Source organism: Sporosarcina sp. A2, from assembly GCF_050858885.1.
Lineage (GTDB): Bacteria > Bacillota > Bacilli > Bacillales_A > Planococcaceae > Sporosarcina.
In genome coordinates, this window is sequence record NZ_CP193898.1 from 1131416 (window position 1) to 1156863 (window position 25448).

Consider the following 25448-nt stretch of genomic DNA (forward strand, 5'->3'; position numbering starts at 1 on the left):
AGGGGTGTTCATGGAAACTCAAGAAAATATCATTGAAAAAAAGTGTTTTCATTTATTGCAAAAGGCTATTGATGCAGATGCAACAGATATTCATCTAGTCCCGATGGAAGATGGATATGGGTTATATCACAAAAAAAGTGTCAAGTTAGAACGGATCGGACAGCTCCCCCCACAGTTGGCGACCCGAATGATTTCTTTTTACAAGTTTTTATCCTCCCTCGATATCAGTGACCGCCGAAAACCTCAAAGCGGTTCTTTCCACAAAAAATTCAACAGCAGTAACTATTCTTTTCGAATTTCAACAATTCCATCCATACATGTAAATGAAAGTGCAGTTATACGAATTCAACAGCACGATCGCATAGTGTCTCTCGATCAGTTGTGCATAGAACCAACATGGGCCAGCTTGTTGAAACAAAGTATTGCAAAACAACAAGGGTTATTTTTGGTTACAGGTCCGACGGGCTCGGGTAAGACAACGACAATTTATTCGCTGACCGCACATTGCGTCAACGAACTCGGCCGTCATGTCATCACACTAGAAGATCCTGTAGAGAACCCACACAAGCATCTGTTACAAATTCAAGTGAATGAACGGGCAGGAATGTCCTATGCAGCTGGTTTAAAAGCAATTTTGCGTCATTCTCCTGATGTGATCATGATAGGAGAAATTCGAGATGCTGAAACAGCTAAAATTGCTGTTCAGGCTTCACTAACTGGGCATCTTGTACTAACAACTGTTCATGCTAAAGATCCGATTGGATGCTTGTATCGTATGATGGATTTCGGTATTTCAGCGGAAGAACTCCGTCAAACGGCTGTTTGTATTTCAGCGCAACGACTCATACGTAAACCAGATGGAGCGCTTTCTGCAGTTTTTGAAATTTATCAAGAAGAACAATTGGAAAGACTCAAACAATCTCTTAAGAATAATGAACCCATTTATCTCTCTGAAGAAGGGAGAGTTGAGTCCCTTGCGAGCAAGTACAGTAGTTCCAGAGATTCTCCATAAAAAGTGGGATTCTTTTAGAAAAGGAAAGTCGGTAATTGTAAAAGACAAAGCTATGTTTCTTGCAAGAGCTTCTGAATTATTAAACGAAGGCTACACGATACATGATTGTTTTACTTTGTTACTACCTCACCACTGTTCAAACAGTTTTCGTTTGATAATCAAAGTGGAAGATAACTTCCGTAAGGGAGCAACAGTTTCTGAAGTGTTGAAGACACTTGGATTTCCAGATCAGATTTTATTGTCCATAGAACTATCCGAAAACGATGGGAGGTTGGCTGAAGCACTGAATGGTGCTTCTAAAAGGCTTGAAATTGCTAGGGTACGTAAGCAAAAATTTGTCCAAGCAGCGACGTATCCACTCGTATTGATGGTTGCTATGGCGCTCCTTCTAATTGCATTCAAAATTTACTTTTTACCGAACTTTGAAACTCTGGCAACTTCACGCTCAGCAACCACTCAAGGCGTTGAAAAGTATTTACCGCGTATTGTAGCTAAAGCACCAGATTTTCTATTGATAGGAATGGCAATAGGTGGATTCTCGTATGTTTTAGGCAGAATTTATTTAAGGCGGTTAACTCCAACTACTAAAATCCAACGTATTTCTTCGATACCTTTAGTGGGTGAGTTGTACGTCAGTGTGTTGACTCGATTATTTGCTTCTGAAACAGGTAATTTATTAGCGGCTGGGAATTCTATACAAGAAGCTATGAGTGTATTGATCAATCAGAAGACAGATCTGATTTTAGCAACTATAGCGCTATCCATTCACGAACATGCTGCAAAAGGAGAGGCTTTTCATAGTGCGATCGACTTAACCGACGGGCTGACAAGGGACTTATCATTTTTTGCAAAGCATGGGTCAGACAGTGGGCATTTAGCAAAAGAACTGTTGCTCTACAGTGAACAGTTAGGAAATACTATCGAACGGAAAGCGAATCGTACGATGGCGATGTTACAACCTACATTATTTGTTATTCTAGCTGTTTGTATTATTGCAGCCTATTTAGCGTTGTTATTGCCTGTATATGGAATGATAAAAAACATGTGAAGGAGTAGTAGCTAATGAAATTTTTAAGAAATCAAAAAGGATTCACTTTAATTGAAATGATGATTGTCTTACTCATTATTTCTGTTTTAATTTTAGTTGCAATTCCTAACGTTACAAAACACTCGAAATCTATAGATACAAAAGGTTGCGACGCTTACCTGAATACAATAGATATGAAAGACAACTAATGTATTGAAGTCAATGGTGCCAAGGGTTTCAGAGTTTTATCGGAAACAGCGAAATGAAATTTAATTAGAAAAGGGGGTATTTTAATTGATACATTAGAAAGATTGAGAAAAGAGTTGGATGTGTTTCCCTGAACTAGTGGGATTACATTTCAGCGTAGTAAATTAAAAAAGTGGTAAAAGAATTGGAATGTTTACCAGAAGAGTGGATAATTAGCTTCGTTTTATTCATTAGGTGAACCAGAAAGAACTTAAGATTTCATTTGATTTAAGCGTTTTAAGATTGTAGCTAGATAACCAACAGCTAAACGACTTAAAACGCTCTGATTAATTCATACGATTACCACAACACTAGGAGGAATTCAGATGACAAAACAGCATCAGCAGAAAAAAAGTGGAAAGCATTTACAACAGCTAGCAATTGTAACAAGAGCATTGGAGGAGAACGGCATTAATAATGAACATGCAGAGGCGGCACGTACTCTTTACCAGTCCAATATTCAAGCTAAGGAGCGAGCAGGCAAGCGAAAGGGTTACGAGAACGTACAGTATCTATTGAATCCTGAGCCGCGGAAAGCCATCATACAATTGATTAATGAAGAACCAGATTTTTGGGAGTCATGGATAGTTCAACAAAAACACTATAAGGAAAGTGGATATGTTGATAGTTTGAGACCTACAATCCATCGTCTCGACTCAAAGGGATATTATGAAATAGGAAACCTAGCAATGCTTCCAATGGGAAAACACCAACAAGAAAAAGCAAAACCAGTTGCAATTATATTCGTTGCAAATGGAAAGATAAGCTACAAATCAATCCCTACATTAACAGAAGCGCGTAATGAACTGAATGTATCTTCTACTAAATTAAACAGAATGAAAGAACATCCATATGATTTTTTTATTAAAAGTGAAGAAGGCGAACTAATGGAGACAGGAAAACAAATATTCGCAATACCTTCATATACTGTTACGAGAGTCGGGTTCCTGCAAATGGAAATAGATCGATTAGAAAATTACAAAGGTAAAGGCGTAAACGCCGATTTGATAAATGAGAAAATAGCGAGATTGAATGAACAGATACGTAATCCAGTAGTAATGAAAGAGGAACAGGACAAGCAAGACAGAGAAACCTATGAGCTTTTAAAAACATCTATTGCAAGGCAAGAAGCAATGTCAGTCGATGAAGTGGATAGCAACTTACTTGAAGCGATGAACAGAGACAAATTACTTTTTGAACGTTTAGAATGGGACAAACTTTAAAGGGTTGGATAATAAGTCACCACAAACTTGAATTAAATACAATTTTAACGAGTCTTCGTATAGACATTTTCCTATTGTAAGAGCAGTTAATTTATTTTAAAAGTTTTTCAGCGAATACAATAAAAAAAGGAATGATTTTTATAACCCAATTTAATCAAATCGATACTTCTTACAAGTTATCCATTGATACCATGACATTACAAGCCAAGTTTACTAACAAACAGCTAGAATATATTACAGATAGATTTGAAAAGGGTTCATATCCAAACAAAGGTTACAAATCAATATACCATCTTAAAAACTACGGATTCAATATGTTTTATAAACCACATAACCCATTATGGAAATTCAATGCGAAAATAGTATTGCAAACGGCATTTTTCAAATCCGAATATAAACCACACAGCATTTTAGAAATCTTAACAATGCTACCATGGAATATTACGACACTGGATCTTGCATATGACTTTTTCACCTTAAAAGAAAACAGTTTTTCATATAAGCATCATGGAAGGGTATCACACCAACAAATAAGCGATGAACACGGACACACAACACTGTATCTAGGGGCATTCAATCCTAATAGGAAGAATAATCGTACAGCCGACTACGATAGGAATGAAAAAGAATATAGTCGTAATATGAGCGACTATAACCGCCACCTATACGCTAATCGTTGTGAAGCTAAGACGGTATTTAAAATTGGTGAACAGCCACTCAATGACATCGACCATCAGCTAATTATTAATCAACTTGAAAAGAAATATATCTTTGTATCTAATATTGACAATATGGAAACGGACGGATTTACAAAGCGTAAATTCCGTAAGATACGTGAAGATTATAACCGTTTGGATAACTACTATAAAAAAGAAAAGTCTAAACTCAAAGCTGTGGCGGTAGCCAATAAAGAACCATTGGAACATTATTACAATCAAAATAAAGACCGCTTATTCAACTTCATAATATTCAATCGCGAATTAACTTCTAGGCCATCACAGACATGAGAACATTAAAAGATATGAAATCTTACGAACAAAATACAATTATTACGAAGTGGTAAAACAAGAGGCATTACATTGACAGACAAAAAAATACTAATAAGTAATGTGAAAGTGATTAGAATATTTGTTCTTGTTATGTAACGAGATGGTAATGTGTACGATGATAATTCATGAAATAATGCATCCATCAAGCCTTCTAAAAGCCATATATCGGACTCTTCATCACATAATATCTATTAAATGGTAATATAATGAAGAAGTCGTAAAAGCTAGGAAGACATAGGGTTTTCTCGAATTCGTTCGATATGATGTTCGAACAGCAATCAAATTACCTATAAAACTTGTTTTTTTAGAGCTTTTAGACTATATTGGGTTTTTATAGTCTAATAATCAAAACAATGAGAGGTAGGAGATTGTAATTGAAGAAGGTTATGGCAATGGCGTTGGCATTAGTATTATTTTTATCCGCTTTTGGAAACGAACAGGTGAGTGCAAAAGGATTTAGTGACGTTCCTTCTAGTCATGGGTTTTCTAAGGAAATAAATTTTTTAGTGGGGAAAGGAGTTATTTCACAATCTAAAACTTTTGGTGTCAATCAAAAGGTTACGAGGGAAGAAGTAGCAGTAATGATTTCAAAGGCAATAGGTTTGGGTGGGAGTAAAACATCTACACCATTTAAAGATGTTCCATCTACATCTAATGCCTCTGGTTATATTAACTCAGCAGTTAAAGCAGGCATTATACAAGGCTATTCTGACGGAACTTTTAGACCTAAAGAAATAGTTAATCGTGGTCAAATGGCAATATTTATCGCTAGAGCATTTAATTTAACAGTAGAGTCGCCAATGGTATTTATAGATATGAGTACAAATATGGCTTCCTTTTCTGCCGTTAAAAAAATAGTGGATTCTTTAATTACAACTGGCTATGCAGATAAAACATTTAGACCTAACGAAACTTTAACAAGAGGACAAATATCTGCATTTATTGCTAGAGCAATGCAGAGATATCCAAATATAGGTGTAGGCACTGGATCAGGCACGGAGAATAGTAAAGGGGTGGCCTCATTAAAGGGCAATATCACTTGGCAATACAATAAGTATATAGGTACTAGACCAGATGTAGGAGCATCGGTTATTCTATTCCCTAAAAATAATAGACCAGTGACGATTAAACAAGTCATTGCAATGCAAGATGGAAAAATTGATGCATCTTCTATTGGATTATATTATTCGCGGATTGATGGTTTTGGTTCATACGAACTTACTAATATACCTGCTGGTGACTACTTTGCTCTGTATATATCTTTAAAAACATATAGAAATTATCTATTGCCAGTAGATAACAATGTATCTTCACAATTGAAAAATTATGTTTCTGATTACAAAGAAGGGGATCTGGGTCTTGGTTTGTTTAATCATATGGTTGTCAATGTACAATTAAAAGACAAGGAACAAAAAACGATTAGTAAGGATTGGGGATATTCATATTAAAACATACAGATTAATGTATGCTATTATCTAAAAGGATACATGGTTAAGTGCATAGCAAAGCCATCGAGTTGTAGACCACCCCCGTAATGTATGGTATTATGTTATTAACGTAAAAAGCATACATTAAAGAAAGGGTGGTTACGATGGCAAACTCGAACACAAAAGAAGGCATGATAATAGATGTTCAACCACTAACAACCGTAAATGAGATTGGGGAAATGATTAAGGCATTAGAAATGTCCAAGCTAAATGCAAATAGAAATGTACTCTTATTCAAAATCGGTGTTTCGACAGGGTTACGCGTAGGCGATATTATAAAGTTAAAAGTGTCTGACGTGAAAGGGAAATCTAGTTTTAAGATTCGTGAAGGTAAAACGAAAAAAGAACGTATTGTACACCTTAACGCTATCATGGCAGATATTGCAGACTATACAGAAGGAATGAATGACGAAGGTTATCTATTCTCTTCACGGAAAGGCTACAGCCATATCACAACCACACAGGCATACAGAGTACTTGTTCAAGCAGGCGATTTATTGGGAAGACAAGATATTGGAACACATACTATGAGAAAAACGTTTGGCTACCACTATTACAAGCGCACGCATGACGTTGTTACTTTAATGAACATCTTCAATCATAGCGATCAATCAATTACTAAAAGATATATTGGAATTACAGATGAAGAGGTAGCGAATTCATTGAAGGATTTCAGATTGTTCTAAATTTTGACGAGACAGCTACTCTTTTCCTAACAACTATTAAAAGCGACATTTTACCCTTATATCAACACTTTGCAGATACACTTTAAATAATGCTTTATAGTGTGTTTAATTTTTGATGGGAGGCCGTATTATCCGAATATGTGGCGGCCGTTACTCTGATAAGATACAGACCACGCTTGAATGTACAGAATACTTTGATATGTATCGACTTTATGCTAGAATGGTTGTAAAGCGTTTAATGATGAAAGAGGGTTCAATGGCATGAAAAATAGAGCCGTTTTGTATACTAGGGTTTCCACAAACAAAAAGGAACAAGAGAAATCATTGGAGATACAGGAAAAGCAGTACGAAGAGTATTGCGAGCGTAAAGGTTATGAACTAATGGGTATCTATAAAGATGTTGGAAGTGGAACAAGTGTTAGGGAAAGACCAGGTTTTATACAGATGATGCTAGATGCGGGACTCGATCATGAGGAAAACAACAATGCAACGGATATTTTTAGAACGAACGATAATAAAAAACCTAAATTCGATTTAATTATAGTAAAGGATGCTTCTAGATTCAGCCGTAACACTGAAATTGGAATCTCAACAGTTAACCGTCTTAAAGATAAAGAAGTAGCAGTACTCTTTGAAAATGCCGATTTGAAAAGCACTGACGCAAGCGCAAAACAATTAATGCAAACTTTATTTTCTATAGCAGAAATCGAATCAGAAAATATGTCTAAGCGAATTAAGTTTTCCAAAAAGTATAATTCGGTTAATAAAATTTACAGTCCCGCCCGTTTGCCATACGGATATGAAAGAAATGAAAAAAATGAAATTGTCGTCAACCAAGAGCAAAGAAAGACAGTGGAATTCATATTCAATAATTATCCAAAACAAGGTTCGCATATCCTGACACAAAGATTAAATGAAAAAAATGTTCCGACACAACAAGGAAATAAATGGAGTAATTATAAAATAACAAGGATAATTTCCAATCTGATTTACACTGGAACGGCTGTTGTTAATAGGAGTTCAAAGAAAAACGTTACAGACACAAAACGTTATGATATACCAGAAGAAGAATGGATTAAAATACCAAATGCAGTGGATCCTATTATTGAACTTGAACAATGGGAAGAAGCTAATAGGATAAGAGAGTCCCGTATCAATAAAAGTACCAAAAAAGGTCGTAAGCCATCGGTGAACGACATCTATCATGAGAAACTGTATTGTCAAAATTGCGGTTCTCGCTTCGTTCGGCATATGGGGGTAAAAGATAAGATTACTTATATTTGTCAAAATAGACGTAAAGCTCAAGGTTGTACCGTTAGAGGTATTTCAATAAGTAATGTAAATGAGGTGTTCGACAGAGTAAATCCATCTACGCAATTCGATGATATGGGGAATTATATTTATTATAAAGAATTAATGAAGGCAATTGAGTCAGAGTCACATATATTAGTACAACGTAAAGCCATGCTAATTGCCAAGATTGAATCACTTGAAACAGAAAATGCAATGGTTCGAGATGAATTAAGAGGAAAGCTTAGGAAAGCTTCACAGACTACTGTTGATAGTTATCTAAAAGATGTTGAAATTAATGAAAAGATAATTTCAGAACTCAACACTCAGTTAGGAAAAGTAAATATCAATTCGATTCATTATATAAGGCGAAAAGTTGAAGATAAAAAAACTCTTATAGAAGAAATTAAAAAAACTAAGCGTATCAATAAAAATGAGAAACTAAAGCTACTTAAAAAAATTACGGTTGGTGACTACGTATGTGAGGTAGCGTTTTCACTTCCATCGTATGAAGAGGAAATAGTTCAGTTTAACGAGATATTCAACGAGGCAGCAATAGCATTAAAAAATGGCTTCCATCAATTCACTGAAACTATAAGACGTGACCACAAACAGGCCAGAGAATACTGGGCGAATGTAGATTGGAACTCAAAAGAATCAGAGGAATATTTTAGAGAGAATAAAACTAGACAACCCGGAGATTATACAATCAGGTATGTACAATCAAAAAAAGAGAGCATGATAAGGATTAAATATAGAATTAATAACAACAATAAGTTTCGTAAGCTTCGAGGTGCACTTTCAAAAAAGTATTCTTCCATGTTTATAAGTGATTAAAAAGATCTTTTATATTTTTTTGGAGCGTAATAGTTGTCTTTCAACGCGTTATTTAAAATGGTTGAAGGACAGGTACAAGCCTATAAAATGGATACAAAAAAGATCCCAGTTAGTTTAGCAGAGTTGATGGAAAATGAATATCTCCCTGCAGATGCTAAGTGTCCTGATGGTACAGAACTAACAATTGATGCCGAAGGAAAAGTAATTAATCCTAAATTAGCCAAACAACCATAATGGACAAGTCATCCGAAAAGGGTATGACGTTTTTAGAGTTGTTGTTAGTACTGACAATATTAGGGGCACTGACGCTCATTGTTGTACCTGTCAGCCATGGATGGACGACTGAACAGTCTGAACGAGACGCGTTTGAAGCGTTTCAAGCAACTGTGCAAGAAATGCAAGCCTATTCAATGGCGCATCAGACAACAACTTGGCTAAGCTTTTCAAATAATGGGAGCACCTATCACGTTAAATATTGGGATACAGGTGAATTAAAAGAAACTCATTTTCCACCAACTATTAGATACGATAGTATGAGTAACTTAAAGTTTGTTAGTTTTCAAGAGAATGGAAATATGTTCAAAACAGGTGCTTTGATCTTTCAAACGTCTGATGGTGAAAAGAAAATTACATTTCAATTCCAGAGAGGGAGAATGCTAGTGTATGAATGAATCTGGTTACTCCTGGCCCGAAGTAATTTTAACATTAACAGTTATGATGATTATCTTTGGTACACTATTGCCGCTATCTTTTCGGATGATGGCTGGATTGGAAGAGAAGAAACATGAAATGCGTGCTAAGGAAACACTGTTTCAAGGATCGTTACTCTATACGAATTATCAATATACAAATGGGGTTCGCACAGAAAATGGAACCGATTATTATTGGAGAGTTGAAAGCGGACGCATATGTGTTTCGTATAGTAGTTCAGGTCTAACTGGAGAGGTGTGCACTCCATGAACTTTATAAATAAGGAGAGTGGGTTCACGCTACTAGAGAGTTTGTTTCAATTATTGATAGCTGCAGCCTTTTTACATCTAATAATTCTTTTCCTGCTATTTAAAGAATCGACACATCAACAATTGACAGACAGTCAAGCCATTGAATGGGAATTGTTTATGGTGGATATTCAAAAAGATCTTTCTAGTACTCACTCCATCTATATCAATGATAAAGGAACTATATTAAACGCACTTTCAGTAGACGGGAAGAGCGATATAGAATATAGCGCAGTCGGTGGTGTAGTAAGAAAGAGAGTTGGTAATCAAGGACATGTACCGCTCCTTACGAAAATTCAACGTGTTGAATTCATCGACGAAGGTCCTTTAGTAGCTGTCTCAGTTACTCTTCTTGATGGAAGTGAGCGTTTAAGGAGGGTTGCAATTGGTTTTGCTGAATGATGAACGAGGAGTCGTTCTTGTTATGGCACTTGCATTATTATTTTTCGTCTCCCTCTTTCTTTTCACCTTCGTTTCATGGCATAGTAGTTTATACTAAACTAAAAGTAAGAGGGAAACCGTTTAGTATCAACGTTTGTGAGAGTTAATAGGTGAGGATATGATGAAAAACTAACATTCCGCTCACATTTCTTCCGCGTTCCTCTCAGAAATCGAATTTGAAATGATATCTCCGAACTGTTGGTGCAGGTTATCGCTAATCGTTTTCTTCATGCCTTTGCTGACGTGTGTATATACGTCACGTGTCACTTTAGCATCCTTGTGACCGACGCGATCCATAATATAATTTAAATCCGCACCGGCTTCTGTGAGCATGCTGACATGTGTATGACGTAATAAATGAGGAGATGCGTGTTTAGTAATAGCTGACTTCTTCATTAGACGTTCCATCCGTCCTCCGAAAAATCCGCTTAGGTAAGGGTGGCCTGTCGTAGGTCTACAAAAAACAAAGTTGTGATCGACATAATTAGGATCTCCTGAGAACTGTCGTTTTAAATAATCTTGATCGATTTTATGCTTCATAAGCATATCCATAATGCCTGGATCCATCGTCACTTCTCGAATCGAGTTGTAAGTTTTCGGGGGAGTGATTTCATACACTCTCATATTATTAGTAGGGGAATATATACTTTTAGTAATTCGAACTGTATTTGCTTCAAAGTTTACATCAGTCCACTTCAATGCGCAAATCTCCCCGGAACGGAATCCTCCAAACGCTCCAAGGTGAAAAAACTCCATATCATACAACAAACCATGCTTAGTTGCCGTCATCAAAAACTCTTCTAATTCGTGTCTCTCGAAAAACTTATCTGGAATTACTTCTTTTTCAATCTCTTCAACAGTCTTAATTTTTTTAGGAATAAACATACCTTGTGTCGGATTGACGGGCAGCAGCTTGTTTCTTACTGCAAAATTGAAAATCATGTTAGCAGTTGCATTAAAGTTACGTAGGCTACTGGGTTTGTAACCTTTTTTAAACAAACTATTTATCAGCGTCTGGTAGTGTCTTAGCTCAATCGTGGTAATGGGCATCTGACCGATAAAGGTATTGAGTAGTTTCACTTCTGATACCCTCGTATTAAAAGTAGAGTTTTTAATACCTGTAAGTTTATAATCTTCTAACCAGAGTGTTGCGAGTTCACTAAACTTGATATTCTTTACCAGCTTTTGATTGATACCTGTCTTTTTTAACTGATCAATGGCAACACGAACTTTTTCCATCGCCATTGCTTTTGTTTTCGCGCGCCTAGAAACTTGATTTCGTTCACCAGTGACAGGATCTTTAGGTCCGTCAGCGACACAAACCCACTTTTTACCCCGTATCAATTCTTTACAATGCATCGTCAATTCACTCCTGTACATAAAACTTTTTGAAGGTACTTAGACAATCGATATTCTGCAAACTCGTAATTCACATTGAATGTTTCGGCTACTAGTGGAACTGCATGCTGCATGCTGGATGGCAAAGAGAGTCGACGTAACATAAATGTTGGAACACAGAAGTGATACATGAAGTTATCCGCTTGCCATTCCTGTAAATCACGGAAAAGTGGATACATGCGGCTCTGATGACCTTCGTGCATTAAAACGTGGCATAATTCATGTCCAAAGTCTTGCCACTGTTGTCTGTGATCTCGTTCTCTATTTATGAAAATATAGCAGCGACCGTCGGAATAGAGCGCTTCACTCTGGCTGCTTGTAGGATAAAGACCAATATTTAATTGATCAGCAATCATATAGCGGTTTATCTGTTCTGGCTGTTCAATTCCTAAATCTTTATAGACTTCCATGATGTAATCTTCTAAATGACTATTACAATACATTTCAAAACCACCTATCAAACATATGTTCTTTTTGTTGTTAAAAGAAAAGCCCTTGGTAGGGCTAGTGGTTAATTTGCAAATGAAGTATTCCGAGCTTTCCAATCTTCCAGTTTAATAAATAGCCAAAATCCATATATCCCAAAAGTAATTAACGTCAATAGCCACCATTTAATCCAATGGCCAAACAACCCTACAGCGGAGCCGTTAAACTTCATTCTCTTTCCTTCAATGACTGTATGGTTGATCTTCCATCCGTAAATCATCGTAATTGCCCAAGGTGCACATATGCCTAAAGTGAAAACTGTTACCAAAAAACCTAAGATGGACCACCCAATATACTCAAGTAAGCCTCCATCAAAAAAAGAACGCGGCCTGTTTTTTACTTCTATTGATGCAGTGTTTTCAACAATTGTATTCGTTGCCATTTTATCTACCCCTCTTAAAAGATTTGTCTCACTAATACAAGTTAGTGAGATACTTCCATTACATATGTAAAAATAAGCACGGTCAAAAAACCGTGTAATTGTCAAACCTATTTTCTTTTCGGGTCTCTTCTAATAATTTCCCACATTTCACGTAGTTTACGTAAGTCTTCTTCGTCTGATTCTGGCAACTCTCGATACCAGCGTCCCATTTCAGGATCATTGGCGAATGCTTGAAATTCTTCTTCCGCTGTCGTCTTAGGGTTTTCAGATAACCCTAGTATATAGTCAGTTGTTGTTTCTAAGGATTTGGCAAGACTAGCAAGCTCGTGATCTTTTATAGGCCTATCTCCGGACTCGATTCGGTTCATTACACTCACATTAATGCCGATTCTTTGAGCGATTTCTCGTTGGTTCCATCCTTTACGTTCGCGGAGTTTCACAATCCTATCACCCGAATTCATGCAATCATCACATCCTTCTATATATATATAATATCACGTTTCTAAAACAGAAACTATTTAATTGCTAAAAAAGAAATTAAAACACTTGCGTTTCTGAAATAGCAATGTTAAGATGAATTCAAGGAGTTGCTGAAACAGCAATTAAGGAGGTGCAACTTGAAAACACTTGATCTTCATTTTATTAAATTTCGTCGCATTGAATTAGGTATGACTCTTCAGGAAACAGCAAGTAAACTCGGGATGAAGAACGCTTCTACGTATTTAAAGTATGAAAGTGGGGCTTATGCGTTTAAGGCGGATGTATTGCCAAAGTTAGCAATAATATTGAATTGTGAAATCACGGATTTTTTTAATCAAAAGGTTGCTGAAACAGCAATTTAAAAATAATTAACTCACACTCAGTAAACAGCATTCGAATAGCCACCTGCGCCATGACCTGATAAAGCGAGCGAGAAACAGAGTTAAAGAGCCGTGATTCGAGTTCTGTTTGGTGGGTGTGAGAGAAAAATATAGGAGGTTAGAGGGATGCTTCGTCACTACATTACAAAGTATGAAGAAGCGGGAGAAAGGTATGCAGAGTCTTGGTTGCAAATCAATATACTTGGCCACTGCTGGTGTCTCTCGAAAAAGAGAATCAAATTATAGAAGCCATTGCGCGAACAATGACTTCTATGAAGATGTTACTTCTTCGTCCACTTACGGCCCTTTTCTTGGGTAGGCGGCAGACGGTCGCCCTGATCAATTTTTACGACCCTAGGGTTTGGAACACTACCGCCCCTAGGACCGACTTCTTTGTATTTACCAGCAGGTTTATTGTCTGTGCCAGGCTTAATTAAATCACTCATGGTTATCACCCCCCTCCTATGTCAATATTCGACAAAGAGGAAGAAATAACCTACTAGAAGGAGGAATTAATGTGAATCAACTTACAAAAGTGTTTGAAGGCAAAGAGGTTAGGATGTTCGAGGTAGAAAATGAACCTTGGTTTGTAGCGTCGGATGTATGCGGGATTCTTGGTCTTTCGAATCCGTCCATGGCAATCGGTAGATTAGATGAAGATGAACGGTCTAAGTTCAACTTAGGGCGTCAAGGCGAAGTGAATACAGTAAATGAATTCGGGCTTTACACATTGATTCTCGGTAGTCGAAAGGCAGAAGCGAAAAAATTCAAGCGATGGGTTACTCACGAAGTAATTCCTTCTATAAGAAAGCACGGTGGATATCTTACGCCGGATACAGTCGAACAAGTCCTATCTGATCCAGACACAATCATTCGACTTGCTACTAATCTCAAAGAAGAGCGTTCGAAACGTCAGCGGGCGGAAATGATGATTGAACAACAAAAGCCGAAAGTTCTTTTCGCCGATGCAGTCGCAACAAGCGAAACATCGGTGCTCATTGGTCAACTTGCCAAACTGATTACACAAAATGGTTTCAATATCGGTCAAAACCGGATGTTTGCATGGTTGAGGGAGAATGATTTTCTAGGAAAAAGCGGATCTCATTATAACGAGCCGACACAGTACGCAATGGAACGTGGTTGGTTCGAAGTGAAAGAACGGACTATCAATAACCCAGATGGCAGCGTGAGAATTACTAGAACAACAAAGGTTACTGGCAAAGGTCAGGTTTACTTTATCAACAAATTTTTAACTCTTATAGACGTTGTTTGAACGAAAGAAAGGAGCTGAAACAAAATGTTAAACGTATCGTTCGACACCGAAGCTCTCCGACAAATCATCCGCGAAGAAGTGCGCGATGCCATCCAGGAGAGAATGGCAAGCAATACATTGCCTCCACTGCTAACTCGAAAAGAAATGATGGCACTGCTGCAAATCAGTCATTCAAAAGCTGCAGAACTTTTAGCAAGACCAGATTTCCCGGTCTTTCGTGAGGCTGGGTTGCTGATTCCGACGGACAAGTTGTTCAAATGGATTGATCGAAATACTCGATGGGTGGAAGATAACACGAAATATTTCCATGCGGTATAAAGGAGGGCCGGGCAGAAACCCGGCTATTGGAAAAGTTAATATGCGGTAGGTATTGCGAGGTTGTAGAGGGGTCTACATCTATAAGGATACAAGATTCCTCCATTATTGAGTATTCCAATTCGGAATACCGAGAGAAGGTGAATTTAATGATCATCCATTGTACAAACGTTGAACAAACAAATCTTCTGTTAGAAACGGGATGGAGACTAATGGACGTTAGGAACTCCACCCCGACACAAACCGGTTTTGTTTATGTGCTGACTAAAGATTAAAAGCCGTAATTGAACATTTTCCCATGCTCTTCTTTGTACTTAATAGCTAAGGCTACTTCTTTTGGAAGCCCTAATGAATAAGAATGATGATCAGACCCAGGTTCTACTCCTTGATAGAAACCTGACGAAAGAAGAACCCATCCGGAATCTAGTAAGTCATTAGCTACAGATTCAAAATTAGTTTCTTTCACACGAACAATATCAACAAATTCCATAGCATTACACCTCCTGTCTGTATTCAGTTTATCAGAGAGGGAGTTTGAAAAAAGTATCCGCACGAGAGGAGGTGAGAATCATGCAGTATGGATCGATATTAAAAGCCTGTAGAGAAAGAGTGGGGTGGAACCAAGAAGAATTGGCTCACCAATTAATGATAAACCAGTCTGACATATCTAAGTTTGAAAATAATACAAAAGAGCCGCCGATGTCGTTGTTCCAAAAGTGGGCAACTGTAACTCAATCTCAAGACGTGTTAGTAGCATTTATCGCAGGAATGGACGGCATCAGCATCTTGGCGAATGTAATAACCACAATGGGTGTACCTGTTGTAGGAGTAATTATGACTCTAGGAGGGATTGGATGAAACTCGAGAACTACAAATCAACTGATATCGAATGTGCAGTTGAATTAAAGAAAATGATACAACATCAAATCGGAACCATCGAATTGTGCAACTGGACAGATGAAGTTGACGAAGCGATTATACGCACAGAAGACATGATTCGAAACTTAGAACTACTTCGCAAGATGAAGATGGAAAGAATACTAGATGATGGCACAAACATGCTAGTTGCGAGACTTAAAGCGCAAGGAGTTAATGCACAAGCATTTAAATTTACGCACAAAAAAGCCGACTGACATAGGCGTGTCAAATCGGCGGTTGAAGAAAAACTATTTCATTAAGTATACCACAAAAGGAGATGGGTTGCATGGGAACGACAGAAGCGTTAGTTCACACAGCTCCATATGCTGCACTGTTCTTGACTTGGACGATTGTGTATTGCAAATCTCAAGAGCGCAAAGAAGCTCGAAAGGAGCAAGGTAATGACTAAATCATATCGGTGGGAGATTATCCCGATGGAAGAAATAGATCCCCTCTATGTATTTACCGCTACAGACAGTGCTTTATCGGCTGCTCAAGCGTTCGAAGAACAATACGGCAATCACATCAGTGTCTACGCGATTCGTAAAGATGCGGAAATCACAAAATTTGAGGAGGCAATATAAATGAAACAACTGAAACTGAGTAATCTCACGCTGAAAAACTTTAAGGGAATCAAGCACTTCAAACTTCAGGCTAACGGTGAAAACGCTCGTATCTTCGGTGACAATGCGACTGGAAAGACATCTGTATTCGACGCATTCGTGTGGCTCCTGTTCAACAAGGACAGCAACAATCGCTCTGACTTCTCCATTAAGACACTGTATGCCGGCAAAGAAATTAACAACCTGGAGCATGAAGTATCCGCTTCCTTCCTATTTGATGGACGACCTATGAGTCTTCGCAAAGTCTACAAGGAAAAGTGGACACGCAAGCGCGGTGCCGCAACTGCTGAATTTACTGGCCATGAAACTGATTACGAGGTTGATGGCGTGCCGGTCAAAAAGAAAGAGTATCAGGAAACAGTCGATTCGATTGTGCCAGAGGATGTGTTCAAGCTCCTCACTAGCCCGCTTTACTTCAATGAACAGATGAAATGGCAGGACCGCCGCAAGACCTTACTAGAAGTATGTGGCGAAGTGGAATTTGATGAGGTCCTAGCAGCTAACAAAGAACTGGCAGCCTTACCGGCGATTCTGAAAGGTCGAGCGATTGACGACCATCGCAAAGTAATTGCTTCCCGTCGTGCTGAAATTAACAAGGAGCTCGACAGGATCCCGGTGCGTATTTCAGAAGTGCAAAATACGCTTCCTGAACAGCCGATAGATGTATCTGGTTTAGACGGCCAAGTCGCTGAAATCGAAACGAAGCTCGATGAAAACAGCACACTCATTAATAACATCCGAAACGGTTCAGTTATTACAGACAAACAGCAAAAGCTCCGTCAAATCGAAATGGATCTACAGCAGATAAAGCGTGTTGTGGAATTTGACTCGCTTGACGAAGTGAATCGCTTAAAAGTGAAGTTGCAGGAAGAACGTTCGAATGTCTCAATTATTGAATCACAGAAACGGCTGACTCAAAAAAATATCCAGTATCTCCAGGGACGTATCGATTCCGTTGATAAAGAACGTCGAGAGTTACTCACTCAGTACAAAGGCATTGAAGCTACGGAGTTTACTCATGAAGCCGAGTGCGCTTGCCCAACTTGCGGACAAGCCCTACCGGAAGAGCAACTGACTGCGGCACGCGAAAAGGCACTAGCAGATTTCAATCTTCAAAGGTCAAACAAACTCGAAGCTATCAAGGAAAAAGGTGTGAAGCTGAAAGCTTCGATCGAAAGCAATCAAAACGAGATTGAAAAAGAAAAAATCTCCTTATCTGATGCAGATTCTGACATTGAAAAGAAATCAAGAGCAATCGCCAAGCTACAAGAGGATCTTGCGAAAGCAGAAAGCAACGTCCAGGACGTCACACAGGATGAACGCTACAAGTTGGCTATCCAAGAACGTACAGAAGTTGAAGCGGCCATCCAGAAGCTACAGGCAAACGCACAGGACGCAGTTGCTGACATCGAATCACAGCAAGCAGAGCTACACACACGTCGCTCAGAGCTCAACGCACAGCTTGCTCAACAAGCGCAGGTAGTAGTTGCAGAGAAGCGCATAGCTGAGTTGGAAGAACAGCAGTCAGAACTGGCGAAAGAATTTGAAGAGCTTGAGCACCAGTTGTATCTGACAGAAGCCTTTATTCGCTCAAAAGTCGAACTACTGGAAGAAAAAATCAACAGCAAATTCAAAAATGCTCGCTTTAAGTTGTTCGCTCAACAGATTAACGGTGGACTTCAAGAAGTATGTGAGACGACATTTGAAGGAGTGCCATACAGTTCGGGATTAAACAATGCAGCCAAGATCAATGTGGGAATCGACATAATCAACACTCTCACTGAACACTTTGGAATTCGTGCCCCTATCTTTGTAGATAATGCAGAAGCTGTAACAAGACTTGCTGATACGAATTCGCAGATTATCAGTTTGGTTGTATCGGAACCGGACAAGCAGTTGCGGATTGAAGGGCAAGGTCTTTCGGAGAATAAGACAGTCTTAGATTTGAAGGTTGTTTAAATGCGTGAAACGGTAGTTATTAAAGTGGAATGGTATGAAGACGATTACGATAACTCCACTCGCGAGAGGTTGATAGTGGATGGCGTAGAGGTTATGCATGTCGGCCCGCTTAGTGAATGTCCAGAAGATGCGATACTCGAACGCGACCTTATAGGACCGAGCGACTTTGTAAATTTATTTGAAAGTATCATCAACGAACACAATGGCAAACAAATCAAATTCGAACATGAAGAAGTGGAGGAATTTTAAATGACTAACCAATTAAAAGAAACACAACAAATGCAGCCGGCAGAAAAGAAAAATGATCTAGTTACCAAAGTCGCAAATAAAGTACAAGCGATGGTGGAGAACAATCAAATTAACATTCCTGAAAACTATTCCATCGTGAATGCGGTACAAGCTGCCTATTTCAAACTAACTGAAGTAGATTTCAAAAAGAAAACGTCACTCATGGATTCAGCTACACCAGCAAGCGTTGCGTTCTCCTTGCAAGACATGGCAATCCAAGCGTTGAGTGTAGCCAAGAATCAAGGTTACTTCATCGTATATGGCGACAAAATGCAGTTTACTCGTTCATACCACGGCACACAGGCGGTCTTGAAGCGATTGAACGGCGTGAAGGACGTATGGGCTAACGTCATCTGGAAAGGCGAGGAATTCGACGTCGAATACAACGAGAGAGGTCAGTTAGCTTTCAAGTCTCATAGCGTTAACTGGATGGCGGCTACTGGCAAAAAAGAAGATATTCTCGGAGCGTATTGCATCATCGAGCGAGAAGATGGCGTGCAATTCCTGACAGTGATGACGATGGCAGAAATTCAAACATCATGGTCTCAGTCCTCCATGCAGACCGTGCAAAACAAGTATCCGCAAGAGATGGCCAAGAGAACAGTTATCAACCGAGCATCTAAAGCGTTTATCAATACTTCAGATGATAGCGATTTATTCATTGGCGCAATCAACCGAACAACTGAAAATGAATTCGAAGACGACAAGCCTCGTAAAGAAGTGAACACCCAGCAAGAAATTGACCAGAACGCAAATAAAGAAACGCTTGACTTTGAAACAGAAGCAACACTCGAATCCGAAGTAAAGCAACCGAAAGATGTAACTCCTGCACCTCAACCAGAACCAATCACAGACCCATCGGATGATCCGTTCTAATGATTGAAATCAAAACACTCGCAACTGGTTCGACGGGGAACTGCTACTGGATTTCAGATGGCAGCACCTCGCTCCTCTTGGAGTGCGGCATATCGTTCAAACAGATTCAGAAAGCACTGAACTTCAAAACTAGTGATTTGGCTGGTGTATTGGTTACCCACGAACACAAAGACCACTGCAAGGCCATCAAGCAGGTTGCAGACCGAGGGTTGGACATTTACATGTCACCAGGCACGAAGGTCGCTCTCGGCATCGAGCACCATCGTTTTAAAGCAGTAGAAAACAAGAAACAATTCCGCATCGGCACATGGACCATCTTGCCATTCGATGTACAACACGATGTATCAGAACCATTCGGCTTTATGTTGGCTAATCAGGATGGTGAACGGCTGTTGTTTGCGACAGACACCTACTACATCCGTTACAAGTTCCCCGGCCTTACGCATTTGATGATTGAGTGTAATTACTCTCAACAGATTCTGGATGATAACGCAGATCACGGACGAATCCCCAGCTTTTTGAGAGAGCGAGTTATGGAGTCTCACTTTTCACTAGAAAACCTGATTGCATTCTTAAAAGCAAACGACTTATCGAAGGTGGAAGAGATTCATTTGTTGCATCTATCTGATTCAAATAGTGATGCAGTTGAATTTAAAAAGACGGTTCAAGCTGCTACCGGAAAAGTAGTGTACGTGGCGTAATCAAACAGTGGAGAAGGAGGAATGTCAAATGGCTGGATGGATAAGCTTGCACAGAAAACTGATGGACAATCCCATCTATTCAAATGCCAATATGCTGAAGCTCTGGATCCATTGTTTGATGAAAGCTACTCATACGGAAAGAGAACAATTGGTAGGCAATCAAATGGTGCATTTGGAAGCTGGTGAATTCGTTACAGGCCGTAATTCGTTGTTCGATGAATTCAACAAAGGCGCGAAGAAAGATGAAATTATTTCATCGTCTACGCTATGGAGATGGCTCAACAGATTCGAAGAGTGGCAAATGTTGAACATCAAAAAAACAACAAAATTCAGCGTAGTTACAGTGATTAACTGGTCTGACTATCAAGGTGCTGAACAGCAAGTGAACAGCAAGTGGACAACAGATGAACAGCAGATGAACAACAAGCGGACAGCAGATGAACAGCAAGTGAACACAAACAATAATGTTAATAACACTAATAAAGATAATAAAGATAATAAAAAAGAACCTAGTCATAAACAAGTTTATGACGAAGATTCCGAGCCCTTCATTCTAGCAACCTTTTTCTATAATCAAATCTTGAAGAACGATCCGAAACGTAATAAGCCGAATCTGCAAACTTGGTCAGATGATATCCGAAAGATGATGGAAATTGATAAACGTGACAAAAAAGAAATCGGGGTATTGATGCGTTGGGTGCAGCAAGATGACTTTGAGAAAGCGAATGTGCTTTCGCCTTCAAAACTGAGGTCGCGATATACAGCGCTTCTGCTGAAGATGAATAATACCCGACCAAGCAACGTTGCTACCTTCAAACCACCAGTTTACGAAAGGAGTACAACCAATGAACAACCAGACGACCGGGGACGCAATGGAGAACATACTTCGCCGTTCGGGAATGTCCGCCTCTACAAGTAAACCCGAACCTATCCAGTGCCAACATTGCGGAATCGATAAAGAACAGATACAGGTGGAGCACCCATTTAAGAAACAGTTGCACTGGGTGTCATGCGCTTGTCCTTGCGAAGTGCAGGAACGTGAAGACTTCAAACGTGAACAAGAAGCCAAAGAGAAGCGAATCCGGATTAACAAGGCATTGAAACTCTCAAGCGCTATGGAAGATATCAAGTCCATGACTTTTGAAAACTACATTCGCAGGAGTGGAACTGAATCTGCTTATGAGCAAGTGATGACAGCCGTGGAGGATTTTGATAAGCGGGGCAAACTTGGAATCTTCATCTTTGGGGAAACCGGGAACGGCAAAAGCCACCTTACTGCTGCAGGCGGAAACGCCTTAATCAATTCTGGTTATGCGGTTGTATACATCACCGAAAAAGATTTATTAAGTCGGTTGCAAGCAACGAGGAACTTCAACAATCCTGAAACCTTCCACGAAATCATGGGTGCTTGTTTAGAAGCTGACTTGCTTATCTGGGACGACTTCTTGAGTAGCCAACGTTTATCGAATGATGAGAAGGATTGGATCTTCCAGATTATTAACGGCAGGGAAAGAGCGAATAAACCCATCTGGATGACATCCAACATTACTCCCGACGAATTCGAAAGCGGAAGCATGGCGTACAAACTGGATGACAAGGGACGTACTTGGTGGCGCATCATCGGCAACATGGATTGCGTACTCAACGAGGCAGGTAACTACCGAAAGAGCATCGCAATGGCGCGCGCAATGGGAATTAGTCCAGCTGAATACGAAAAACTAGCACAGGAGGCAAATCATGAAAGAACTTACTGAGACGGAAAAGCTAATTAACCTTCTGATTATTACCACCGGATCGTACAAGGCAACGGGTTATCAAGAAAAGCGGTTAGAAAATGATTTTGTTCGATATCTCAAACTGCTACAGATAGAAACGAACACGACTGAAGAGGGTGCGATGCAACTACTCATGAATAGTCAGGAGGTGCTGGCAGCATGACAAGAGAGATGGAAAGACAAGTCGTGATTTCACAGCTCAACCAACTAGGAATCTTTGAAACTATGCAAAACCGAAAACTCGAAACATTGACTTACGATGCGTTAGTAAGTTTGTTGTCGATTGAAAGGGCGATGCGGTCATGAGGAAATGTATCGTATGTGATGGTGAAATGCACCAAGGCTTTGTAAATGAAAATACCGGCCAACTTTGGTGTGACGATATCTGCTTGAGGATCGATTACACAGCAGCAGAACAAAAAGAAGCATATAGAGGAGAAGGTGGCGGCTTGTACTGGACTGAGTGGGAAGTTGAGGAACCATCATTCCCAGACTTGTTAGAAATAGAAATTAGGAGGGCGAACGCACTTGATTAACAGAACAATTCTAGTCGGAAGACTAACAAAGGATCCCGAGCTCAAACACACGCAATCGGGTATTGCTGTTACACGATTCACTCTTGCAGTCAATCGACCCTTTAAAAATGGAGAGGGCGATCAGGAAGCGGATTTCATCAACTGCGTAGCGTGGCGCAAGCAAGCTGAGAACACCGCGAACTTCTTGCGGAAAGGCAGTCTGACAGGCGTAGACGGCCGAATTCAAACTAGTAATTTTGAAGGGCAAGATGGAAACCGTGTATTCATGACAGAAGTTGTCGCGGACAGCGTGCAGTTCCTAGAACCGAAGAATAGCCGTTCAGATGGTCCGCAAAACTCACAGAATCAACAGCAAGGCTATCAAACTAATAATTCATACACAAACCAAGGACAAGCGAATGAAAGGCAAGGCACGAATCAGGGGACTTCTGAAGATCCATTTCAAAATGGCAGGCCAGTAGAAGTCACGGATGACGATTTGCCCTTCTGATCCATCGAAAGGATTGATTCAATGACAAAAGAAAAAGCATTACCGTTTGTCGTTCGTTTCAAAGCTAATGAATTGAAGCTCGCCCAGGGCGGACTGGTGACGATTAACGACACAGAATATCGCGTGTCGATGATTCTATCTATACGGCCGTTAGGCAAAAAGATCGTTGAGGTTACATTACTGGCGAAAGCACTGAAAGGAGAATCGATTTGACAGAGGTAATCAAAAATAATCCAGCCACCCCGGAAATGGTGAAGGAAGTCTTCGCGCTAATTGAACAACAAGGAGAATCTAAATGACAAATCTTATAAATGAACTTACAGAAAAGATCGAAAAGTGGGCGACCGACCGTGATTTACATACGGCTGATCCACATAAGCAAATGTTGAAATTGATTGAAGAGTTTGGTGAAATAGCATCCGGTCTGGCAAGGGGCGATGCTGCAGAGGTGAAAGACGGAATAGGCGACTTGAAAGTAGTCGCAACGATTCTGAAAGAACAATTAAGGAAAGATAATCACGTCTGCATTGATAAGCAAAACGCAGTGATGTTGTGTCTGATGATAGACATTGGGAAATTAGCTGGACATATTTTATTTACTAAAACCCCGAATAAAGCATTCGCGTGTATCGATTCTATTGAAGAAGGACTGGTTGTGCTAGCAGAAGAATCAGGCACGGATATTGAAGAGTGCACCGCTATTGCGTGGGACGAAATCAAAGACCGCAAAGGAAAGATGGTTAACGGTGTATTCGTAAAAGAAGCAGACCTAAATTGATACTAGTCACTGGTTATTAATCTCTAGGAGTGATCCAGATGATAACGAGCATGTATAAACGTGAGCACGGTAAAACGATTTATGTATACGGGGATTTGAACAAGCAAGACGTTCACCAGCTCAAGAAGGAAGGCTGGAAAATTGAACAGAGGGACAAGCCTCAAGGCAAGCATGGCATCCGGCAGGAAGGAGCACGACCATGTCCAAATGCGGATTGTGCGGAAAGACACTCAAAACACCGAATAGCATCAAAAACGGATACGGACCGATCTGCAAAAAGAAACACGACGCAGCAGAAGCGGAGTTCTTGAAGATTCAGGTGACGATCGATGAAGAGCTGGCATATCTCGAGAGGGTGAAACGATGAGGAAAACATATAGCAACTCACACGCAAACCGTGGCGCCCTACTGGAACGATTGGTTGATATGACCAACATGCAGTATCGCAATAAGGGCGTTGCAGACATTCGCAAAATCCCTACTCCTGTGCAGATCCAGAGCAACGTACGGGGCAAGGTTACCGGATACACACAAAAGCCAGAGTGGGTCGATTACTCAGGAGTTCACGATGGACGTGCGATTGTATTCGATGCCAAAGAGACAGCCAACCGAACAAGCTTTCCACTCAACAATATTTCTGAGCATCAGTATCAACTGCTCAAGTCGTGGCACCAGAAAGGCGCACGGTCGTTCCTCTTGGTCTTGTTTAGCAAACTGGATGAAGTATACCTGTTGCCTTTTGCGTTGCTAGAAACGTACTGGGAGGATGCTCAAAAAGGTGGTCGAAAGTCGATTCCGAGGGCAGCGTTTGTTGGAGAGTGTGACCTAGTTAAATGCGAGAAGGGGTACGTGCTGCACTATCTCAAACATATTGGTTGAGACGTACCAGACAGAGAATGTGCGACAAGGAGGATAAATAGATGATAGGTGAGTACTCATATGCTGTTCGCTTCGACAACGGAAAGTACTATACAGATTTAGGATATAGACCGAGCCATGTCCAAGAATCCGAATCGATTCAAGATGCTAAATTATACGGAATGAATTGGCTAATTCCAAAAGATTTATATTTAGCCCAATACCTATTAGGTAAAGAAATGACGTATGAAATCGTTAAGATCAAAGTTACGAAAACATACGAAATAATCAACGACTAATACGCATTACGAAGATAATCTGCAACACCTAAAGGAGGAAATCAACATGGATCCAATCTTCTCAGCGAAAGAATTGTTGGAGTTTGAGCAACGCACTAAAACTTTATGGGCGGTGTTGCCTCAGTTCATTGAAGAGTATGAGATAGCAGCTAGAATGAAACGCGAGAAATTCAAAGCACTTACAAAAGAAGGATTCACAGAAGCGCAAGCAATGGAAATTATTGTAGCGGGTAAGGGTGAAGTGAAACTTTAACAGTCTCTCTGAACAAAATATTAAGGAAAAAGAAAGCTGATCATACTCGATCAGCCGCTCTTTTACAGTCACCTTTGCCTTCAG

40 protein-coding genes and 1 pseudogene are annotated in these 25448 nt (G+C 39.7%); 35 read left to right on the top strand and 6 right to left on the bottom strand.

Going from position 1 to position 25448, the window contains the following annotated elements; translation table 11 throughout:
- The first annotated feature begins 10 nt into the window (after positions 1–10).
- The 12 genes and pseudogenes from comGA (at position 11) to comGF (ending at position 10257) form a co-directional block, all read left to right on the top strand.
- Positions 11–1012, top strand: a complete 1002-nt coding sequence (gene comGA / locus ACRPI0_RS05330) for a competence type IV pilus ATPase ComGA (RefSeq protein ID WP_432355252.1) — start codon at positions 11–13, stop codon at positions 1010–1012.
- The gene (gene comGB, locus ACRPI0_RS05335; RefSeq protein ID WP_432355253.1) at positions 975–2060 is read left to right on the top strand and encodes a competence type IV pilus assembly protein ComGB; all 1086 of its coding nucleotides are present in this window, start codon (positions 975–977) and stop codon (positions 2058–2060) included. The genes comGA and comGB overlap by 38 nt, the downstream gene beginning before the upstream one ends.
- A gap of 14 nt (positions 2061–2074) precedes the next feature.
- A pseudogene (locus ACRPI0_RS05340) lies at positions 2075–2230 on the top strand (competence type IV pilus major pilin ComGC); the annotation flags it as partial.
- 381 nt (positions 2231–2611) lie between these two features.
- On the top strand, positions 2612–3508 hold the full coding sequence (locus ACRPI0_RS05345; RefSeq protein WP_432355254.1) for a hypothetical protein: 897 nt from the start codon (positions 2612–2614) through the stop codon (positions 3506–3508).
- 191 nt (positions 3509–3699) lie between these two features.
- Positions 3700–4515 (top strand): hypothetical protein, encoded by an 816-nt coding sequence (locus tag ACRPI0_RS05350; RefSeq protein ID WP_432355255.1) that lies wholly within the window; start codon positions 3700–3702, stop codon positions 4513–4515.
- Positions 4516–4931: 416 nt separating this feature from the next.
- Positions 4932–6005 (top strand): S-layer homology domain-containing protein, encoded by a 1074-nt coding sequence (locus ACRPI0_RS05355; RefSeq protein ID WP_432355256.1) that lies wholly within the window; start codon positions 4932–4934, stop codon positions 6003–6005.
- A 143-nt stretch (positions 6006–6148) separates the two neighbouring features.
- Positions 6149–6730, top strand: coding sequence for a tyrosine-type recombinase/integrase (locus ACRPI0_RS05360; RefSeq protein ID WP_432355257.1), 582 nt, complete (start codon positions 6149–6151; stop codon positions 6728–6730).
- 261 nt (positions 6731–6991) lie between these two features.
- Entirely contained in the window at positions 6992–8857 is a 1866-nt protein-coding gene (locus ACRPI0_RS05365) for a recombinase family protein (RefSeq protein WP_432355258.1), read from the top strand.
- Positions 8858–8914: 57 nt separating this feature from the next.
- Entirely contained in the window at positions 8915–9091 is a 177-nt protein-coding gene (locus ACRPI0_RS05370) for a hypothetical protein (protein WP_432355259.1), read from the top strand.
- Positions 9091–9528 carry a prepilin-type N-terminal cleavage/methylation domain-containing protein gene (locus tag ACRPI0_RS05375; protein WP_432355260.1) on the top strand — a complete coding sequence of 146 codons (438 nt, stop codon included), beginning with the start codon at positions 9091–9093 and terminating at the stop codon, positions 9526–9528. Before ACRPI0_RS05370 ends, ACRPI0_RS05375 begins: the two co-directional genes overlap by 1 nt.
- Entirely contained in the window at positions 9521–9817 is a 297-nt protein-coding gene (locus ACRPI0_RS05380) for a hypothetical protein (RefSeq protein WP_432355261.1), read from the top strand. The genes ACRPI0_RS05375 and ACRPI0_RS05380 overlap by 8 nt, the downstream gene beginning before the upstream one ends.
- Entirely contained in the window at positions 9814–10257 is a 444-nt protein-coding gene (comGF, locus tag ACRPI0_RS05385) for a competence type IV pilus minor pilin ComGF (protein WP_432355262.1), read from the top strand. Before ACRPI0_RS05380 ends, comGF begins: the two co-directional genes overlap by 4 nt.
- 180 nt (positions 10258–10437) lie before the next feature.
- Here the strand turns inward: comGF and ACRPI0_RS05390 are convergent, their stop codons facing one another.
- The 4 genes from ACRPI0_RS05390 to ACRPI0_RS05405 all read right to left on the bottom strand — a co-directional run bounded on the left by ACRPI0_RS05390 (position 10438) and on the right by ACRPI0_RS05405 (position 13023).
- Positions 10438–11655, bottom strand: a complete 1218-nt coding sequence (locus tag ACRPI0_RS05390) for a tyrosine-type recombinase/integrase (RefSeq protein ID WP_432355263.1) — start codon at positions 11653–11655, stop codon at positions 10438–10440.
- Positions 11656–11657: 2 nt separating this feature from the next.
- Positions 11658–12137, bottom strand: coding sequence for an ImmA/IrrE family metallo-endopeptidase (locus ACRPI0_RS05395; protein ID WP_432355264.1), 480 nt, complete (start codon positions 12135–12137; stop codon positions 11658–11660).
- Positions 12138–12205: 68 nt separating this feature from the next.
- Positions 12206–12562 (bottom strand): DUF6693 family protein, encoded by a 357-nt coding sequence (locus ACRPI0_RS05400; protein WP_432355265.1) that lies wholly within the window; start codon positions 12560–12562, stop codon positions 12206–12208.
- A gap of 107 nt (positions 12563–12669) precedes the next feature.
- A complete protein-coding gene (locus tag ACRPI0_RS05405; protein ID WP_432355266.1) occupies positions 12670–13023 on the bottom strand; it encodes a helix-turn-helix domain-containing protein in 354 nt (117 codons plus the stop codon).
- A gap of 156 nt (positions 13024–13179) precedes the next feature.
- Here ACRPI0_RS05405 and ACRPI0_RS05410 point away from each other — a divergent pair, with 156 nt between their 5' ends.
- Entirely contained in the window at positions 13180–13404 is a 225-nt protein-coding gene (locus ACRPI0_RS05410) for a helix-turn-helix domain-containing protein (RefSeq protein ID WP_432355267.1), read from the top strand.
- Positions 13405–13703: 299 nt separating this feature from the next.
- Here the strand turns inward: ACRPI0_RS05410 and ACRPI0_RS05415 are convergent, their stop codons facing one another.
- A complete protein-coding gene (locus ACRPI0_RS05415) occupies positions 13704–13868 on the bottom strand; it encodes a YjzC family protein (RefSeq protein ID WP_432355268.1) in 165 nt (54 codons plus the stop codon).
- A 71-nt stretch (positions 13869–13939) separates the two neighbouring features.
- Here ACRPI0_RS05415 and ACRPI0_RS05420 point away from each other — a divergent pair, with 71 nt between their 5' ends.
- A complete protein-coding gene (locus ACRPI0_RS05420; RefSeq protein WP_432355269.1) occupies positions 13940–14695 on the top strand; it encodes a phage antirepressor in 756 nt (251 codons plus the stop codon).
- A 24-nt stretch (positions 14696–14719) separates the two neighbouring features.
- Entirely contained in the window at positions 14720–15013 is a 294-nt protein-coding gene (locus tag ACRPI0_RS05425; RefSeq protein ID WP_432355270.1) for a DNA-binding protein, read from the top strand.
- Positions 15014–15281: 268 nt separating this feature from the next.
- On the opposite strand, the gene ACRPI0_RS05430 is transcribed toward ACRPI0_RS05425, so the two are convergent.
- Positions 15282–15500 carry a hypothetical protein gene (locus ACRPI0_RS05430; protein ID WP_432355271.1) on the bottom strand — a complete coding sequence of 73 codons (219 nt, stop codon included), beginning with the start codon at positions 15498–15500 and terminating at the stop codon, positions 15282–15284.
- Between the two features lie 80 nt (positions 15501–15580).
- Between ACRPI0_RS05430 and ACRPI0_RS05435 the strand changes: the two genes are divergently transcribed.
- The 20 genes from ACRPI0_RS05435 to ACRPI0_RS05530 all read left to right on the top strand — a co-directional run bounded on the left by ACRPI0_RS05435 (position 15581) and on the right by ACRPI0_RS05530 (position 25364).
- Positions 15581–15868: a helix-turn-helix domain-containing protein gene (locus tag ACRPI0_RS05435; RefSeq protein ID WP_432355272.1), complete on the top strand. Its 288-nt coding sequence runs from the start codon at positions 15581–15583 to the stop codon at positions 15866–15868.
- Positions 15865–16143 carry a hypothetical protein gene (locus ACRPI0_RS05440; RefSeq protein ID WP_432355273.1) on the top strand — a complete coding sequence of 93 codons (279 nt, stop codon included), beginning with the start codon at positions 15865–15867 and terminating at the stop codon, positions 16141–16143. Before ACRPI0_RS05435 ends, ACRPI0_RS05440 begins: the two co-directional genes overlap by 4 nt.
- A gap of 71 nt (positions 16144–16214) precedes the next feature.
- The gene (locus ACRPI0_RS05445; protein WP_432355274.1) at positions 16215–16337 is read left to right on the top strand and encodes a hypothetical protein; all 123 of its coding nucleotides are present in this window, start codon (positions 16215–16217) and stop codon (positions 16335–16337) included.
- Positions 16330–16512, top strand: a complete 183-nt coding sequence (locus tag ACRPI0_RS05450) for a hypothetical protein (protein WP_432355275.1) — start codon at positions 16330–16332, stop codon at positions 16510–16512. Before ACRPI0_RS05445 ends, ACRPI0_RS05450 begins: the two co-directional genes overlap by 8 nt.
- Positions 16513–18510, top strand: a complete 1998-nt coding sequence (locus ACRPI0_RS05455) for an AAA family ATPase (RefSeq protein ID WP_432355276.1) — start codon at positions 16513–16515, stop codon at positions 18508–18510.
- Entirely contained in the window at positions 18511–18759 is a 249-nt protein-coding gene (locus ACRPI0_RS05460; protein ID WP_432355277.1) for a hypothetical protein, read from the top strand. It abuts the gene before it with no gap.
- On the top strand, positions 18760–19674 hold the full coding sequence (locus ACRPI0_RS05465) for a recombinase RecT (RefSeq protein WP_432355278.1): 915 nt from the start codon (positions 18760–18762) through the stop codon (positions 19672–19674).
- A complete protein-coding gene (locus ACRPI0_RS05470; protein ID WP_432355279.1) occupies positions 19674–20375 on the top strand; it encodes an MBL fold metallo-hydrolase in 702 nt (233 codons plus the stop codon). The genes ACRPI0_RS05465 and ACRPI0_RS05470 overlap by 1 nt, the downstream gene beginning before the upstream one ends.
- 28 nt (positions 20376–20403) lie before the next feature.
- Positions 20404–21294: a Replication protein O gene (locus ACRPI0_RS05475; protein ID WP_432355280.1), complete on the top strand. Its 891-nt coding sequence runs from the start codon at positions 20404–20406 to the stop codon at positions 21292–21294.
- The gene (locus ACRPI0_RS05480) at positions 21221–22129 is read left to right on the top strand and encodes an ATP-binding protein (protein WP_432355281.1); all 909 of its coding nucleotides are present in this window, start codon (positions 21221–21223) and stop codon (positions 22127–22129) included. The genes ACRPI0_RS05475 and ACRPI0_RS05480 overlap by 74 nt, the downstream gene beginning before the upstream one ends.
- Positions 22113–22313: a hypothetical protein gene (locus ACRPI0_RS05485; RefSeq protein WP_432355282.1), complete on the top strand. Its 201-nt coding sequence runs from the start codon at positions 22113–22115 to the stop codon at positions 22311–22313. The genes ACRPI0_RS05480 and ACRPI0_RS05485 overlap by 17 nt, the downstream gene beginning before the upstream one ends.
- Positions 22310–22456, top strand: coding sequence for a hypothetical protein (locus tag ACRPI0_RS05490; RefSeq protein ID WP_432355283.1), 147 nt, complete (start codon positions 22310–22312; stop codon positions 22454–22456). The genes ACRPI0_RS05485 and ACRPI0_RS05490 overlap by 4 nt, the downstream gene beginning before the upstream one ends.
- On the top strand, positions 22453–22686 hold the full coding sequence (locus ACRPI0_RS05495) for a hypothetical protein (RefSeq protein ID WP_432355284.1): 234 nt from the start codon (positions 22453–22455) through the stop codon (positions 22684–22686). The genes ACRPI0_RS05490 and ACRPI0_RS05495 overlap by 4 nt, the downstream gene beginning before the upstream one ends.
- A complete protein-coding gene (gene ssb / locus ACRPI0_RS05500) occupies positions 22679–23176 on the top strand; it encodes a single-stranded DNA-binding protein (RefSeq protein WP_432355285.1) in 498 nt (165 codons plus the stop codon). Before ACRPI0_RS05495 ends, ssb begins: the two co-directional genes overlap by 8 nt.
- 21 nt (positions 23177–23197) lie before the next feature.
- On the top strand, positions 23198–23389 hold the full coding sequence (locus ACRPI0_RS05505; RefSeq protein WP_432355286.1) for a hypothetical protein: 192 nt from the start codon (positions 23198–23200) through the stop codon (positions 23387–23389).
- An 82-nt stretch (positions 23390–23471) separates the two neighbouring features.
- A complete protein-coding gene (locus tag ACRPI0_RS05510) occupies positions 23472–23954 on the top strand; it encodes a MazG-like family protein (RefSeq protein WP_432355287.1) in 483 nt (160 codons plus the stop codon).
- Between the two features lie 199 nt (positions 23955–24153).
- Positions 24154–24321 (top strand): DUF6011 domain-containing protein, encoded by a 168-nt coding sequence (locus ACRPI0_RS05515; RefSeq protein WP_432355288.1) that lies wholly within the window; start codon positions 24154–24156, stop codon positions 24319–24321.
- Complete coding sequence (locus ACRPI0_RS05520) at positions 24318–24833, top strand: Holliday junction resolvase RecU (protein ID WP_432355289.1); 516 nt, start codon at positions 24318–24320, stop codon at positions 24831–24833. Before ACRPI0_RS05515 ends, ACRPI0_RS05520 begins: the two co-directional genes overlap by 4 nt.
- Positions 24834–24874: 41 nt before the next feature.
- Positions 24875–25111: a hypothetical protein gene (locus ACRPI0_RS05525; protein ID WP_432355290.1), complete on the top strand. Its 237-nt coding sequence runs from the start codon at positions 24875–24877 to the stop codon at positions 25109–25111.
- 46 nt (positions 25112–25157) lie between these two features.
- Positions 25158–25364 (top strand): hypothetical protein, encoded by a 207-nt coding sequence (locus ACRPI0_RS05530; protein WP_432355291.1) that lies wholly within the window; start codon positions 25158–25160, stop codon positions 25362–25364.
- The last annotated feature ends 84 nt before the right edge of the window (positions 25365–25448 follow it).